The 14623-nt window shown below is 66.3% G+C and carries 14 protein-coding genes; 3 read left to right on the forward strand and 11 right to left on the reverse strand.

The features are described 5' to 3' along the window. Window positions 1-25: 25 nt before the first annotated feature. The 6 genes from flaJ to BN1959_RS08390 are packed head-to-tail and all read right to left on the reverse strand — an operon-like array spanning window position 26 to window position 5991. Window positions 26-1750 (reverse strand): archaellar assembly protein FlaJ, encoded by a 1725-nt coding sequence (gene flaJ, locus BN1959_RS08365; RefSeq protein WP_202594659.1) that lies wholly within the window; start codon window positions 1748-1750, stop codon window positions 26-28. Then, complete coding sequence (locus tag BN1959_RS08370; RefSeq protein ID WP_053948224.1) at window positions 1747-3423, reverse strand: type II/IV secretion system ATPase subunit; 1677 nt, start codon at window positions 3421-3423, stop codon at window positions 1747-1749. The genes flaJ and BN1959_RS08370 overlap by 4 nt, the downstream gene beginning before the upstream one ends. After that, window positions 3420-4130, reverse strand: coding sequence for an ATPase domain-containing protein (locus BN1959_RS08375; RefSeq protein WP_053948225.1), 711 nt, complete (start codon window positions 4128-4130; stop codon window positions 3420-3422). The genes BN1959_RS08370 and BN1959_RS08375 overlap by 4 nt, the downstream gene beginning before the upstream one ends. Continuing rightward, window positions 4127-4579: a hypothetical protein gene (locus BN1959_RS08380; protein ID WP_053948226.1), complete on the reverse strand. Its 453-nt coding sequence runs from the start codon at window positions 4577-4579 to the stop codon at window positions 4127-4129. The genes BN1959_RS08375 and BN1959_RS08380 overlap by 4 nt, the downstream gene beginning before the upstream one ends. Further along, on the reverse strand, window positions 4580-5023 hold the full coding sequence (locus tag BN1959_RS08385) for a hypothetical protein (protein ID WP_053948227.1): 444 nt from the start codon (window positions 5021-5023) through the stop codon (window positions 4580-4582). Continuing rightward, entirely contained in the window at window positions 5023-5991 is a 969-nt protein-coding gene (locus BN1959_RS08390) for a FlaD/FlaE family flagellar protein (protein WP_053948228.1), read from the reverse strand. The genes BN1959_RS08385 and BN1959_RS08390 overlap by 1 nt, the downstream gene beginning before the upstream one ends. 196 nt (window positions 5992-6187) lie before the next feature. Between BN1959_RS08390 and BN1959_RS08395 the strand changes: the two genes are divergently transcribed. Together BN1959_RS08395 and BN1959_RS08400 are read left to right on the forward strand one after the other, a co-directional pair. Beyond that, window positions 6188-6760 (forward strand): archaellin/type IV pilin N-terminal domain-containing protein, encoded by a 573-nt coding sequence (locus BN1959_RS08395; RefSeq protein ID WP_053948229.1) that lies wholly within the window; start codon window positions 6188-6190, stop codon window positions 6758-6760. A 149-nt stretch (window positions 6761-6909) separates the two neighbouring features. After that, entirely contained in the window at window positions 6910-7290 is a 381-nt protein-coding gene (locus tag BN1959_RS08400) for a DUF7500 family protein (RefSeq protein WP_053948230.1), read from the forward strand. Between the two features lie 165 nt (window positions 7291-7455). On the opposite strand, the gene BN1959_RS08405 is transcribed toward BN1959_RS08400, so the two are convergent. Continuing rightward, window positions 7456-7848: a helix-turn-helix transcriptional regulator gene (locus BN1959_RS08405; RefSeq protein WP_202594660.1), complete on the reverse strand. Its 393-nt coding sequence runs from the start codon at window positions 7846-7848 to the stop codon at window positions 7456-7458. 300 nt (window positions 7849-8148) lie between these two features. Here BN1959_RS08405 and BN1959_RS08410 point away from each other — a divergent pair, with 300 nt between their 5' ends. Then, window positions 8149-8487, forward strand: a complete 339-nt coding sequence (locus tag BN1959_RS08410; protein WP_053948232.1) for a winged helix-turn-helix domain-containing protein — start codon at window positions 8149-8151, stop codon at window positions 8485-8487. 132 nt (window positions 8488-8619) lie between these two features. Here BN1959_RS08410 and BN1959_RS08415 read toward each other — a convergent pair whose 3' ends face one another. From BN1959_RS08415 to gyrB, 4 genes are all read right to left on the reverse strand, one after another. After that, window positions 8620-9159, reverse strand: a complete 540-nt coding sequence (locus BN1959_RS08415; RefSeq protein WP_053948233.1) for a GNAT family N-acetyltransferase — start codon at window positions 9157-9159, stop codon at window positions 8620-8622. Window positions 9160-9269: 110 nt separating this feature from the next. Then, window positions 9270-9635 carry a hypothetical protein gene (locus BN1959_RS08420; RefSeq protein ID WP_053948234.1) on the reverse strand — a complete coding sequence of 122 codons (366 nt, stop codon included), beginning with the start codon at window positions 9633-9635 and terminating at the stop codon, window positions 9270-9272. Window positions 9636-9917: 282 nt separating this feature from the next. Beyond that, window positions 9918-12395 carry a DNA gyrase subunit A gene (gene gyrA, locus BN1959_RS08425; RefSeq protein ID WP_053948235.1) on the reverse strand — a complete coding sequence of 826 codons (2478 nt, stop codon included), beginning with the start codon at window positions 12393-12395 and terminating at the stop codon, window positions 9918-9920. Continuing rightward, a complete protein-coding gene (gene gyrB, locus BN1959_RS08430) occupies window positions 12392-14323 on the reverse strand; it encodes a DNA topoisomerase (ATP-hydrolyzing) subunit B (RefSeq protein WP_053948236.1) in 1932 nt (643 codons plus the stop codon). Before gyrB ends, gyrA begins: the two co-directional genes overlap by 4 nt. Window positions 14324-14623 lie beyond the last annotated feature (300 nt).

Raw genomic sequence — 14623 nt, forward strand, 5'->3', positions numbered from 1 at the left:
GAGCGTTTCGAGAGTTGAGTCGCGCTCAGGCGAGCAGCCCAGCGACGACGATTTCGGTGACGGTGGCAACCAGCGCGCCGGTCCAGACCAGCGCCACGTAGTGGGGGAGCCCGCTCACGAAGTGCCCGCGGTCGGTGATCCGGATCATCACTGACGAGAACAGCGCGTTCAGCAACACGACAGTGAGGAGGAGGAACTCGATGACCGCGATATCGTAGCTCGCCGTCGAGAACAGCGAGTCGACGAACTGCTCGTTCCCCTCGGCGATCCCCGACGTGATCTCGAGCATCTGCTCGGCGACGCCGAGCCCGATGAACGCCGAGAACATCGCCGCCGCCGTCACGCCGTAGACGATCCCGACGAACGTCGTCGTCGCCTGCTGGCGCTGCTCGCGGACGCGGAGCACCTCGTTGAAGTTCGTCGAGATCACCCGGCCGAGCTGTCGAGGTTCCCCGCCCATCCGGCGGCCGACGACGTACATATCGCCGAACTTCTGGATCAGGTACGACCCCGTCTCTGCGGCGAACAGCCGCCACGAGGACTCCGTGTCGATCCGCGTCCGAAGCCGCTTGTAGAGGTCGTCGACGTTGTCCGTCAGCGCGCCGAAATCTTTCTTCCGGAGCGACTCGAGGACGTTCGCGGTCGAAGTCTGTTTGACGGACTCGACGCCGCCCAGCGCGCGGATGAACGACGGGAACCCCTGATCGCGCTCGGTCACCCGCTGCTCCTCTCGGCGCATCGCCAGCCCCGGAAGCAGCAGCGGCGTCGTCGGGATCGCGAGGTAGATCGGCGTCGGCAGCACGTCCGAAGCCAGCGGCGTGAGCCCGAGGCCGACTGCGAGCACGCCGGCCACGGCCAGCCCCGAGAGCGCGACGCCGCCGACGATCGCCGGGCGGACGCGGTGCATCGGCGAGTGGTCGCTCTCGGGGGCGAGCCAGACCGGATCCTTCGGCGCGATGTTGTGAATGAGGAACACGAAGCCGGCTTGGACGATCCCGAACAGAACGATGATGCCGCCGAGCAGCAGCGTGGGTGGCACCGGGATCAGGATGGGGAGCACCGTCGCGAACACGAGAATGAACGTCACCGAGAGCATCAGCGAGAGGTAGAGCTCCTTCATGACGTCGAGTTTGTCGAGCGCCGACTCGTAGCGGATGACGAACTCCTGGATGATCGACTCCTGTTCGTCGAGGAGGAACTCGTCGAGCCCCTGCCCGGCGCCGACGGTGTAGGCCATTCGCCCGAGGAAGTCCGACAGCAGTTCAGAGGGAACGCGCTCGGACCGGCGCCGGCAGGCGTCGTCGAGGGACTGGTTCCACGTGTCGACGAGCGCGGTGATCCGGCCCATCTCTTCGGCGAGTGCACCGTACTCCTCAACGCCGGCGAGGGTCCGAAACACTTCGACGCGATCGATGTTCGTCATGGAGAGGACGGTGATGTGGGTGAGGAAGAGGTGGAACTGCCCGCGGATCTCTCGGCGCTTCCGGTCGGCGATGATCTTCGGGTAGACGAACGCCGCCGTGGGGGCGAGCACGCCGAGGAGGACGGCCGGTGCCGCGACGAGCGGCGGGGGGCTGAACAGAACGAGGGCAACCGCGACGGCGACGGCGACGGCGATACCGGGCAGCAGGACGATGAGCACGTACCGCTCGACGGACATCTCCATGTAGCGGTAGGCCTCGAACACCGACCGGACGACGTCGCGCACTCCAGGGTTCCAGCCGTCCCCGTCTCCCTCGGCGGTGCTCACGGCTCTCCACCGGCCGTGAGGCCGTGGATGTCGATCGGGAGCGCCTCGACGCCGTCGCGCTGGAACGTCTCGATAGCCTCGTTCACCTCGTGGTAGCCGGTCACGTCGGCGTCGATGAGCCGACGGATCACCTCGGCGCGGCGGTCGAGTTCGTCGTAGATGCGCCGGGTGTCGTCGTAGCCCAGCAGCGTCGCGATCCCGTCCTCGAGGACGTGGCTGTTGTTCCGACCCTTGAACGTGACCTCGTCGTCCCGGGGGTCCCAGCCGAACGTCTCACGGGTGACGACCCCGCCCTCGTGTTCGGAGTACCCTTCGATCTCCTGGACGCTCGTGACCCGCCGGAGCACCTCGTCGCCCTGTTTGACACGGTTCTGGAACAGCGCCACGTCGCAGTTGTCCATGAACGTCTCGGGGACGTTGATCGGGTTCGAAGTGAACCGCTGGATCATCGAGACGATATCGCTGGCGTGGAACGTGAGCAGCACCGGGTGGCCCGTCTGGGCCGCCTGAAACGCCATCTGAGCCTCGGCACCACGGACCTCCCCGACGACGATGTAGTCCGGGCGCGATCGGAGGGCGGCGGCCACGAGGTCGAACATGTCCACGTCCGAACCGTCGCCGTTGCTCTCACGGGTGAGCAGCTGCTGCCAGTTGTCGTGGGGGGGCATCACTTCGGCGGTGTCCTCCGCGGTGTAGATCTTGTGGTCCCGCGGGATGAACGAGAACATGGAGTTGAGCGTGGTCGTCTTCCCGGAGGCGGTCTCTCCGACCACGAACACGGTCTGTTCGTTCTCCATGCAGAGCCAGAGGTAGGCGGCGAGTTCGGGAGACAGCGTCCCCCACTTGGTGATCTGGAAAATCGACAGCGGGACGTCCTCCCCCTGTCGGACGGTGAGCGAGGGCCCCTTGATGCTCACGTCGTCCGAGTAGATGATGTTGATCCGCGAGCCGTTCGGAAGCGTCGAGTCGATGACGGGGTCGGAGTCCGAGACGGGCGAGTTCATCCGTTCGCCCATGTTCCGGATCCAGTTGCTGAACGTCTCGAGGTCGCCGAAGTCGACGCTCGTCTCGGTCATGCCGAAGACGCCGTGTTCGACGTAGCAGGCGTGTGGGCCGATGACGTGGATGTCCTCGTTCATCGGGTCGGCCATCACGGGTTCGAGCGGACCGAGCCCGACGATGTCCCGCTGGAGGACGTACCGGAGCCGATCGTACGTCTCGCGGTCGACGACGAACTGGTCGCCCAGTAGCGAGGACCGGAGCCGGTCGAGGGTGGACCCCCCCCTAGCGTCGACGGTCAGGATCTCGTCGACGAGCTCGTCGAGATGCTCGGTGAAGTCGTCGCCCTCGGCGGGTGCGGGCTTCGTGACCGAACGGTCGAGCACCTCGGTCCGGACCTGCTCGTACAGCTGTTGCTCCTCGTCGGACAGCGTCGGCTCCAGACAGCGGTACGTCGGGTCGCGGCCGGTTCCCCCGTGGACGTGGACGTAGATCGGGGGCTCGGCCGGGTAGAGGACGTTCGCCTCCCCGTCCGCGTGTTCCTCCGTCGGCTCCTCGGCGTACACCGGGTACGTACCGGTCTCCTCGTAGAGCGACTGGAGGTGGTCACGGACGTGGGGCTGGGCCTCCGTTACCGCGCGCAGGTCGTCCGTGAGTCGAGTGTTCGATCTCATGCGATGGTTCGCGATTCGATGACGAGGCCGCGGCCCTGCTGGATCGAGAAGCCGATCGTGTCGTCGACCGGGTTCTGCATCCCCGAGAAGCGACGGACCATCGCCTTCTTCCGGATGTTGTTGCCGACGGTCTCGCTGCGGAGTTCGAGGTAGACGTCGGCGGCCGAACGCAGCGGCCGCAGCGCCCGCTCGGTCACGCTGTCGGGGTCGACCGTGAGCAGGACCACCTTGTCGGCGGCCAGCGCGGGATCGAGCTGGCCGATGACGCGCTCCATCGCCCGATCCTCGTCGCCCGAACCGAGCTGCCCGCCGAACCAGCTGTCGCTGCGACAGAGCGAGCCGAAGCCGTCGACCGCGACGGTTCTGGCGTCCCAGAGGGGGCTCGGCTCCACGAGGCGGTGCAGCAGCGGGCGATCGGCCTCGGTGGGCGCCCGGAAGTACCGGAGGTGGCCGTCGAGGAGGTGGTCGACAACATCGTAGGACAGCGAGTGCATCTGGTCGACGAACTCGCCAGTCGAGAGTTGCGTCGAGACCAGCCCGACGGCCGTCCCCTCCTCACAGAGCCCGTAGACGAACCGTGCGGTCAGAGCCGACTTCCCGGCCCCCGTCCCGCCCTCGACGAGCACGAGGCTCCCCTCGGGGATGCCGCCGCCGATTGCGTTGTTGACACGATCTCGTGACTCGAGTCCGATTGACAGGTAGTTCATGTTCTGAAACGGAGGGTCTCACGTTCGCTCTCGACGATGATGGTGACACGGTGGTCTCCACTCGCGATCGGTTCGTTCACGACGATCCGGACGACGCCGCCCTCGTACCACTCGCCGCCGCCGATCACGCTGACGGAGTACTCGGAGGGCGAGACGTACTTCCCGTCGACCAGCACTTCGATGCTCGACCCGTCCGTTCCGATCGTCCGCCGACCGGTGTTTTTCACCAGGATGCGGACCGACTCGTTCTCGTCGTCGTAGACGGCGTCACTGCCCGGATCGCTGATCACGTCGATGTCGGTGTCGATGTCGGCGGCCACGTCGGCCCCTCGCTCGTCGAGGGAGTCGGAGATCCCCCCGACAGTCGTGACCATTACACCCGAGACGGCGGCGGCGACGCTCACCGCCGCGATGAACAGGATCAGTTCCGACACCGACGCGCTCGCCATTCAGCGCACCTCCACCCGGGCGGTAACGGCGACACCCGGCCCGCTCACGACCTTAGTCCGGTTCGGCGCCGAGGCCCGGGAGAGTGTCAGCCTGAGCGTCTCCCCGGGGGCCCAGATGTCGGTTGTCGCGATCCCCTCGACGGTCGTGTTGGCCGCGGTCGGCCGGGCGTACTCGCCGTCGACGAGGAGATCGGTCGCGGCGACGGAGAGGCTGCTCGCGCCGGTGTTCCGGATCGTGACAGTAAGTTCGTCCGTACTCTCGTTGTACGTCGCGTTCACGAATTCGATCGCGGTGTTCTGTCGGGTCAGATCTCGCTCCTCGGCCGCCGTTGCCGCCGCCGATCGGCGGTCGGCGTAGCGGTCGACCGCCGGGTAGACGGTCGCGGCGCTCACGAGGAGGCCGATGAAGATCACCGCCGTCGCGCCGCTGACGCTGAACCCCATCAGATATCGTTCAGACAGGCGAGCACGCGAATGTACTCGTGTGAGACGGCGTGTTCCTCGGCGGTCGGCTCGCGGGCCTGTGTCGGGTCGACGAACACGTCGAGCGCCGGCCCACCGATCACGTCGACGAGTCGCTCCTCGACTTTCGGGGAGATCCAGCCGACGTTCTCGTAGTAGTCGACCGCGCGGAACGCACCCGCGGGCCCGGACCGGTCCATCAGCGTCGCCAGCCACTCCATCACGAGCACCTCGCCCGCGTAGCCGTCGGGGATCGACTCGAGCACCGGGCCGCCGTCCGCGGCCTGTGAGTCCCGAGCGGCGTCGTCGTCCCCGCCCCGGCGCTCCTGGTGGTCGGGGGCCGAACCCGTCTCGAACTCGGCAGCCGCATCGAACGGATCCGCCGCCGGCTCCTCCTGAAGATCGTCGAAGGAGACGACCGGATCCGCCGCCGCCTCCGACTCCTCCGCCGGGGCGTGGTCGTCGCGTGCGGGTTCGTCCGGGGCCGGATCCGCGTCCGGGACCGCCGCGTCGGCCGCCTCGCCGTCGACCCCGGCCATCGGCGAAGCGCCGCCCGCCGCCTCGGTCGGATCGTCGACGAACGGGTTCTCCTCGGCTGCGAGCCGGTCGTAGACGCCGACGAGCTGTCTGACCGTGTCGTTCATCTCGTCGATCGAGTCCGCCATCTCCTCTTGGGAGTTCTGGAGGGCGCGGACCGAGGACTCCGTCGACGAGAGCTCGTCGTCCAGTTCGTCGAGTCGGACGTCGAGCTCGTTGACGTCCGGCCCGTCGTCTTCGGGGGCGGATACTTTCACGGGCGAGCCCTCGTCCCCACCCAGCGCCTCCCGATCGCTTTCTGGCGCTTCCGGCTCCGGGTTCGCGGACGGGTCGCCGTCCGCCGTGTCGGTCGGTCCTTCGTCGGTGTTTTCGTCGTCGTTCGAGCTGAACATGCTGCTGATGATTTCGAACATAGTTTTCTTCCCGCGTACTGTGCCGTCGACGCTCTTGTGAGAATACAGAACCACCGAGCACATAGGTCGCGGGGCGAACTCGAGTCGCGTTTCGAGTCTCGATACGGTCGGCGAAACCGTTCGCTATACTAAGTGGATACCCCCCGGTGAACGAGATGGGAACGAACCCATCCGATAAGGGAGTGAGACTACGACAATGAAACTACCATCACGAGACGACGCCGACCGCGGACAGGTCGGTATCGGGACGCTGATCATCTTCATCGCGCTGGTGCTGGTCGCCGCGGTCGCCGCGGGGGTCCTCATCAACACGGCGGATGATCTCCAGACGCGTGCCTCCGATACCGGGGAGGACGCACAAGCACAGGTATCCAACCAGATCGACGTCGTGTCCGCAACGGGCGCGACCGGCGGCGATAGCAACGTCGATAACGTCACGCTGGTCGTGAAGAAGTCGCCGGGGTCTGACCCAATCGACCTCAGCGCGGCCACGATCGAGTATACGAGTAGTAGTAGTTCGGTGACGCTGACTCAAGGGGGCTCGGCCAACGGAACGGCATTCTCGACGGAAGCGATCGTCGGCAGCGAGGACACGGTCCTCGAGGACACGAATCAGCGAATCGAGATCACGATCAACACGAGCGACATCCAAAGCGGCCTCGCCGAGGGCGAGGACGCCCAGCTGCGGATCGTCGACCAGTCGGGCGCGGAGACGGTCTACGGCGTGAGCGTGCCGGAAGTGCTCACGGGCGACTTCGTGGAAGTGTAGGCGCTCGCGACGACGACCACACACGGCAGCCGGCTGCGTCCGGTGTGACGCGCCGACCGTGTGACTGCGTTCGCCTTTTTCCCAGACTGAAGCGATCGAGTACTGGCTCCAGTAACGATTCGGCGGGAGACCCACCACGGACGCGATAGATGCTCGACGACGACACTGACGACACGACGACCGAACGGGAGGGATCGAGTGACGAACACGTCCAGCCGCTGGGCGAGGACCGGTACGTGGTCAGTCTGGACGAGCGGGTGGAAGCGCCACCGGCCGGCGCGCACGCGCCGGACCCCGGCAGCGATGCGGGTCGAACGCTCGACGACCTCGACGGCGCCTACGCGCTCGAACTCCACGCCCGACACGAGGACGACGCAGACAGTCTCCGCGTCGAGACCAACGACGTGGCAGACGCCTTCGAGTCGCTGCTGCGGTGGTACGCCGAGAAGGTGGCGCCGGCGACCCCGCCCGAAGCTGTCGTGGGGACGCTGCTCGCGAACTCCGATCTCGAGCTCGACGGGCGGAGCTGAGCCGGGTCGGCGTCGACGGCGCCGGCGGACTGCCGGCCGACTCGAAACGGTGTGTGAATCACAGAAGCCCGACGGCTCGTGACTGTGTGAGAACGACAGTCGCTGCCGGTGGACTCGCCACTGGAGAGCACGTCGACAGCGCGGCGACTCGGGGCGGCGTGAGAACTACGACAGCTCGTCGAGGGCAGACCGCAGGAAGAGCCCAAGCGTCAGGTGTTGTTCCATCGCGGCCGTGACACGCTCGACGAGCGCGTCCTCGTCGTCGACCTCGTACTCCTTCGTTCGGACCAGTTCCTGCACCCGGAGCACCTCCTCCTCCTCGAGGTCGTGGAGCTGCGGGTAGACCGTCCCGGGGCTGAGTCTGGTGCCGAAGATGGTCGTGAGGTCACCCATGAGGCTCTTTCCGTTCGTGTTGGACGAACGGTGTGCGACCAGCACCAGCAGGATCTCTTCGAGGTTGTCTTTCACCGTCGACTCGTCGAACGTGAACTCCGCGCCGTCGAACAGCGATCGCTCGACGTGTTCGAGCACGACCTCGGACTGCTGTTCCGGGGTCATGCGGACGTCCATTTCGGGTGGCTCCTCCTCGAGTGAACGTAGTTCCTCGTAGAGTTGGTCGACGGTTGCCCCTGAGGCCGGTTCCGACGCGGCAGCCGCGGACCTCCGCGTCTCGGTGCGGGTGGATTCGTCGTCCGAAGACGGCATATTGACAGTTCCCAGATCGCGGCTCATATCGAAACATCATGGCTCAACTTATCATATAACTATGACAGCATATTCGGATTTTGAGAAAACCTATATAAACTTGTTATCAAAGACGAGAACGCATAAGTGCTGACATGGACAGCCAAAAAACACATGCAGGAAGACAGGGCTGGCAACGGGGTTCTCGAAGCGATCGGTGACGAGCGCACGCGGACCGTGTTGGCGGCTATCGTTAGGAAGCCCGGGCCAGTAAATGATTTGATAGAACAGCTCGATCTCTCTGAAGCGACGATCTATCGGCGGATCGAAACACTCAGAGAACACGATCTCGTGGAGGAGCGGACGCTCGTGGCCGACGACGGCAACCACTACAACGTGTACTGGTCGGATTTCGCCGGGGCGGTGGTGACGTTGGAGGAGGACGGGTACGACGCCCGCGTTCTTCAGGAGGGGGATCTCCCGGACGCCGCCACCCCGATCACGGACAGCTGATCCACCGGTGAGCTGATCTCGGTCGTGGTGCGCTCGATCAGTTCCTCGTAGTCGTCGATGGCGTACGGCTGCATGAACTGCCAGACGTTAGTCCACCACGAACACCCATCCGGCTCGCGGTCGATGAGCCTGTTACTCCCGCCACTCCTCCCGCAACAGCCCGTAGTGGATCGTGTCCACGTACTCGCCGTCGATGAACCGATCCCGGCGCACGCGCCCCTCCTGCTCGAACCCGAGCGACTCGAGCAGCCCCCGCGAGGCGTCGTTGAACTCGTAGGCGATCGCGCCCACCGCGGGGTGGTCGTACGTCGCGAACACGTAGTCGACTGCGAGCCCCACCGCCTCGCCGCCGTACCCCTCGCCGTGGAACTCCGGCGCGAGCCAGTAGGAGAGCTCCGGCCGCCGGTAGCTCATGTCCTCGACGCCGACCCAGCCGACCCGGGTCAGCGCCGACTCATCGGGCGACCCCGGCCCCGCGCCGTCCAGACAGACGAGGAACTGGTCGCCCTCGGACTCGGCCACGTCGCCGAGTTCCGTCCGGCTCCGCAGGGGGTTCCCGATCGGGATCCGGATCTCCGGGTTGGCCGACGCCCGCTGGCAGAACGCCCGATCCTCCTCCTCGACGGTCCGGAGCGTCACCCGCTCGCCCCGACTGACGCTGGCTCCAGGCATGGCTCTCCCCTCCGGGGGTCGGGGAATAGGTTTTGTGAGATCACGTCGAGGGTCCAGAAACCGTGGACTGTTCGAGCGCCCTGCACGCCTGCTCCGCAGTCAGCCGCCGGTCAGTCCTGCTTCGATCCCGTCCACTGCGGGGCGCGGTTGATCTCCTGTTCGGAGTGTTCGTGGAGGATTCCGAGCACGTCGTAGATGAACTCGGTGAGACCCGGCGCCGTCGACGGTTCGAGCGAGATCATCGTCCCCCGGGCGTCGCCCTGGATGAAGTGGACGACGAGCGCGTCGTCGAACGCCCGGATCGTGCAGTACAGCGACCCGACGTCGAAGAGGCTCTCCTGTCTGGTCTGGGAGACGTCCTGCAGTCGGAGGTCGTCGATGATCTCCTGGACGTGGTCGTCGGTGACGCCGTCGCCGACGCCGTCGGCAGTCCGGATATCGGCGGAGTTGTGATCGTAGTGGGCGACGGCACGCACGTTCTCCCCGAGCGCCTCCTACAAGTAGCCGAGTAGCTCCTCCGGGATCTGCTTCGGCAGCGAATCCACCCCGCCGCTCCCGCTCGAGAGCTCCCAGTTTTCCTCGGTCATCGGGGTTCGTTAGGCCCCAAAAGCATAAATCAGTTTAGGACACTGCGAGGCACAGCCCGGAACGGGGCCGATGCCGGTGGGGACAGTCGAGACCATCGAGGAATCTCACAAATCGTGGAATGTGTGAATTTCGCAAGCGTCCGAGACCGTTCGAAAACGGGGGCCGGGAGCCTACTCGTCCTCGGCCATCCGGTCGGCGTCGACCACGTCGACGGCGGCCACGCGGTCGCCGTCAGCGAGGTCCATCACCGTCACGCCCATCGTGTTCCGGCCGACGATCGAGAGGTCCTCCACGGGACAGCGCATGATCTGGCCGGCCTCGCTCATCGTCACGAGGTGGTCGCCCGGCCCGACCGCGTCCAGGGCGGTGACGAACCCGTTGCGGTCGTTGGTCTTGATGTCGATCAGCCCCTTCCCGTTGCGGGACTGCACGCGGTAGGCGTCGAGGTCGGAGCGCTTGCCGTAGCCGTTCTCGGTCACGGTGAGCAGCCACGAGGAGCGCTCCTCGTCGATGCCGGCGACGGCGGCGACCTCGTCGTCGCCTTCGAGATCGACCCCGCGGACCCCGCGGGCGGTCCGGCCCATCGCGCGGGCCTCCGTCTCGTCGAAGCGGATCGACATCCCCTCGCGGGTCGCGATCACGACGTCCTGCGTGCCGTCGGTGACCTCGACGTCGGCGAGCGCGTCGCCGTCCTCGAGACTGATCGCGCGGATCCCCGTCGAGAGGATGTTCTGGAACTCCGAGACGCCGCTGCGCTTGATGTAGCCGCCGCGGGTCACCATCGTGAGGAACTGCTGTTCCTCCTCGTCGCCCTCGGTGTCGATGTCGTCGGTGTTGACGACGGCCTCGATCTGCTCGTCGTCGCCGAGGTCGAGCAGGTTGACCGCGGACTTCCCGCGGGCGGTCCGGGACATCTCCGGCACCTCGTACGTTTTCAGCTTGTACACCTGCCCGTGGTTGGTGAAACAGAGCAGGTAGTCGTGGCTGTTGGCCACGAACACGGAGGCGACCGCGTCGCCCTCCTTCAGCCCGGTGCCGATGATCCCCTTCCCGCCGCGGTTCTGGGCACGGAACTCCTCGAGCTCCATCCGCTTGATGTAGTCGTCCTCGGTCATCACGACCACCTGCTCGGACTCGGGGATCAGGTCCTCGTGGGTGACCGTGCCGGTGTCCTCGATGAATCCCGTCCGGCGCTCGTCGCCGTACTCCTCGGCGACGGCTTCGAGCTCGTCGACGATCACCGAGTCGAGCTCCTCGTCGCTGGCGAGGATGGTCTCGAGGCGGTCGATCGTCGCCTGCACGTCTTCGTACTCCTCCTCGATCGAGGTCCGCTCCATCGAGGTAAGCGAGCCAAGCTGCATCCGGACGACGTGGGCGGCCTGCTCCTCGCTGAACCCCCACTCCGCCTGGAGCATCGCCTTGGCGGCGTCGCGGTCCTCGCTGTTCTGGATCGCCTCGACCACGTCCTCGGCGTTCTCAAGCGCCTTCAGCCGGCCTTCGAGGATGTGGGCGCGGTCCTCGGCCTCCGCGAGGTCGTACTCGCTGCGCCGACGCACCACTTCGCGGCGGTGCTTGATGTACTCCTGCAGCGTCTCTTTTAGCGTGAGCACCTTCGGCTGGCCGTCGACCAGCGCGAGGTTGATCACGCCGAAAGTGGTTTCGAGGTGGGACTCCAGGAGCTGGTTCTTGACGACCTCCGCCATCGCGTCGCGCTTGAGCTCGATCACGATGCGGATGCCGTCGCGGTCGGACTCGTCGCGCAGGTCGCGGATCCCTTCGATCTTCCCCTCGTTGACGTCGTCGGCGATCCGCTCGATCAGGCGGGCCTTGTTCGCCTGGAAGGGGAGTTCGGTGACGACGATGCGGCCCGCCTCCTCGTCGACGTCGAACTTCGCGCGGATGCGGACCCGCCCGCGGCCGGTCTTGTACGCCTGATGGACGCCGTTCCGGCCGACGATGTTCGCGCCCGTCGGGAAGTCCGGCCCCTCGACGTGCTCCATCAGGTCCTCGACGGTCGCCTCGGGGTCCTCGATCAGTTCGATCGTGGCGTCGACGACCTCCCGGAGGTTGTGCGGCGGGACGTTCGTCGACATGCCGACCGCGATCCCCGAACTCCCGTTGACGAGCAGGTTCGGGAACGTCGCGGGCAGCACGTCCGGCTCCGTGAGCCGGTCGTCGTAGTTGCTGGAGAAGTCGACGGTGTCCTTCCCGATGTCGTCGAGCAGCTCCTCGGCGATCGGGGCCATGCGCGCCTCCGTGTAGCGCATCGCGGCCGGCGGGTCGCCGTCGATCGAGCCGAAGTTCCCCTGCCCGTCGACCAGCGGCGCGCGCATCGAGAAGTCCTGTGCCATCCGGGCGAGCGCGTCGTAGATCGCGCTGTCGCCGTGGGGGTGGTAGTCCCCCATGGTGGTCCCGACGATGGAGGAGGACTTCCGGTGGCCGGAGCCGGAGGTGATGCCGTCCTCGTGCATCGCGTAGAGGATGCGCCGGTGGACCGGCTTCAGCCCGTCCCGGACGTCCGGGAGGGCTCGGCCCGCGATGACCGACATCGCGTAGTCGATGTAGCTCTGCTCCATCTCGTCCTCGACGCGGACGTGCTCGACCCGATCGGCCGGCTCGTCCCCGTCGTCGGGCGTGTCCGTGCTCATATGTCCACCCACTCGGCGTCGGTCGCGTGCTCCTTGATGAACTGCTTGCGCGGCTCGACGGCGTCGCCCATCAGCACCGAGAACATCTTGTCCGCGGCGGCGGCGTCGTCGAGCGTGATCTGCTTGAGCACCCGGTTCTCCGGGTTCATCGTCGTCTCCCAGAGCTGGTCGGGGTTCATCTCGCCCAGCCCCTTGAACCGCTGGACCTGCGTGGGGTTGCCGTCACAGACCTCCTCGATCACCTGGTCCCGCTCTTCCTCGCTCATCACGTCGTACGTCTCGCCGCGGTAGCGGATGCGGTACAGCGGCGGCTGGGTCGCGTAGACGTAGCCCGCCTCCAGCAGCGGCTTCATGTGCCGGTAGAACAGCGTCAGCAGCAGCGTGCGGATGTGGGCGCCGTCGACGTCGGCGTCGGTGGCCATGATGATCTTCTCGTAGCGACAGTCCTCGATGTCGAACTCCTCGCCGATCCCCGTGCCGACGGCGGTGATGATCGCGCGGATCTCGTCGTTCTCGAGGATGCGGTCGAGCCGGTGTTTCTCGACGTTGAGGATCTTCCCTTTGATCGGGAGCACAGCCTGGAACGAGGAGTCCCGGGCCTGCTTGGCGCTCCCGCCTGCGGAGTCACCCTCCGCGATGAACAGCTCTGCCTCGCTGGGGTCGCGGCTCTGACAGTCCGCGAGCTTCCCGGGCAGTGCCGTCGACTCCAGTGCTGACTTCCGGCGGGTGAGCTCCTCGGCCTTCTTCGCGGCCTGTCGAGCCTTCGCCGCCTCGGCGGCCTTCGCGACGACCTTCTTCGCGGTGTCGGGGTTCTCCTCGAGGTACGTCCCGAGCCCCTCGTGGACCGTGCTCTCGGTGATCCCGCGAACCTCGCTGTTGCCGAGCTTGGTCTTGGTCTGGCCCTCGAACTGCGGGTCGGGGTGTTTGACCGAGACGACGGCGGTCAGCCCCTCGCGGACGTCCTCGCCCTTGAGGTTGCCGTCGACGTCGCCGATGAGTCCCTGTTCGTTGGCGTAGTCGTTGACGACACGGGTGAGCGCCGTCTTGAACCCCGTGAGGTGGGTGCCGCCCTCGCGGGTGTTGATGTTGTTCGCGAAGCTGTGGATCGACCCCTGGAGTTCCTCGGTGGCCTGCAGCGCCACCTCGACTTGGACGCCATCCTCCTCGTCCGCGAAGTAGATCACGTCGTCGTGGATGGGCGTCTTGGTCTCGTTGAGGAACCGGACGAACGCACGGATGCCGCCCTCGTAGCGGAACGTCTCCGACTCCGGCTCGTGCTCGTCGTCGTCGCGTTCGTCGGCGAGCTCGATGTGGACGCCGCTGTTGAGGAAGGCGAGTTCGCGGAGCCGGCTCTCCAGCGTCGTGAACTCGAACTCCGTGGTCTCGAAGATCTCCTCGTCGGGCCAGAACCGGATCGTGGTGCCCGTCCCGTCGTCGTCCGCGAGGTCGCGGACGCGGTCGATGTCGCCCTGGGGCTCGCCGCGGTGGAACTCGTGGCGCCAGACGGCGCCGTCGCGTTTGACCTCGGCGGTCAGGCGTTTCGCGAGCGCGTTCACCACGCTCACGCCGACGCCGTGGAGCCCCCCGGAGACCTGGTAGGACTTGTTGTCGAACTTCCCGCCGGCGTGGAGGACGGTCATGATGACCTCCAGCGCCGGCCGGTCGTACTCCTCGTGGGTGTCGACGGGGATCCCCCGACCGTCGTCGGTGACGGAGACGGAGCCGTCGTCGTGGATCGTCACCGAGATGCGGTCGCAGTGACCCGCCAACGCCTCGTCGATGGCGTTGTCGACGACCTCGTAGACGAGATGGTGGAGCCCACGGTCGTCGGTGGACCCGATGTACATGGCGGGGCGCTTCCGAACGGCCTGGAGACCCTCCAAGACCTGGATCTGGCCCGCGCCGTAGTCGGCGTTCTCTTCTGACATAGCGCGTACTAACTGGGAGGCGCCCCCGCCCGATAAAGGGCTCGCACGCGCGCGGGAGCGCGCGAACGAAAAATCGCTGCAGGCGTAGTGAAATTTGGCGATTCCCAAAGCGAGCCGACGCGACCGAAAACTGAGTTCGGGGGTGGGGCGATCGGACCGATACCCTCCGGTTTTCGGGGTGCGCGCGAGCAGCGCCTCGGAGCGGCCGCGTGCGATCGGCCGAAAATCCCGTCGTTCTCCCGGAGTTTCAGTTCCACCGAGCTACGAAAGGGACTTTACGTGGGGGACGGGTACCCCGAG

The organism is Halolamina sediminis, assembly GCF_001282785.1.
GTDB classification, from domain to species: domain Archaea; phylum Halobacteriota; class Halobacteria; order Halobacteriales; family Haloferacaceae; genus Halolamina; species Halolamina sediminis.

What these genes read in the sequence shown, in the direction of transcription:
- BN1959_RS08370 (WP_053948224.1), bottom strand. Translation starts at nt 3,423, where the DNA reads ATGAGATCGAACACTCGACTCACGGACGACCTGCGCGCGGTAACGGAG.
- BN1959_RS08375 (WP_053948225.1), bottom strand. Translation starts at nt 4,130, where the DNA reads ATGAACTACCTGTCAATCGGACTCGAGTCACGAGATCGTGTCAACAAC.
- BN1959_RS08380 (WP_053948226.1), bottom strand. Translation starts at nt 4,579, where the DNA reads ATGGCGAGCGCGTCGGTGTCGGAACTGATCCTGTTCATCGCGGCGGTG.
- BN1959_RS08385 (WP_053948227.1), bottom strand. Translation starts at nt 5,023, where the DNA reads ATGGGGTTCAGCGTCAGCGGCGCGACGGCGGTGATCTTCATCGGCCTC.
- BN1959_RS08390 (WP_053948228.1), bottom strand. Translation starts at nt 5,991, where the DNA reads ATGTTCGAAATCATCAGCAGCATGTTCAGCTCGAACGACGACGAAAAC.
- BN1959_RS08395 (WP_053948229.1), top strand. Translation starts at nt 6,188, where the DNA reads ATGAAACTACCATCACGAGACGACGCCGACCGCGGACAGGTCGGTATC.
- BN1959_RS08400 (WP_053948230.1), top strand. Translation starts at nt 6,910, where the DNA reads ATGCTCGACGACGACACTGACGACACGACGACCGAACGGGAGGGATCG.
- BN1959_RS08405 (WP_202594660.1), bottom strand. Translation starts at nt 7,848, where the DNA reads ATGACCCCGGAACAGCAGTCCGAGGTCGTGCTCGAACACGTCGAGCGA.
- BN1959_RS08410 (WP_053948232.1), top strand. Translation starts at nt 8,149, where the DNA reads ATGCAGGAAGACAGGGCTGGCAACGGGGTTCTCGAAGCGATCGGTGAC.
- BN1959_RS08415 (WP_053948233.1), bottom strand. Translation starts at nt 9,159, where the DNA reads ATGCCTGGAGCCAGCGTCAGTCGGGGCGAGCGGGTGACGCTCCGGACC.
- gyrA (WP_053948235.1), bottom strand. Translation starts at nt 12,395, where the DNA reads ATGAGCACGGACACGCCCGACGACGGGGACGAGCCGGCCGATCGGGTC.
- gyrB (WP_053948236.1), bottom strand. Translation starts at nt 14,323, where the DNA reads ATGTCAGAAGAGAACGCCGACTACGGCGCGGGCCAGATCCAGGTCTTG.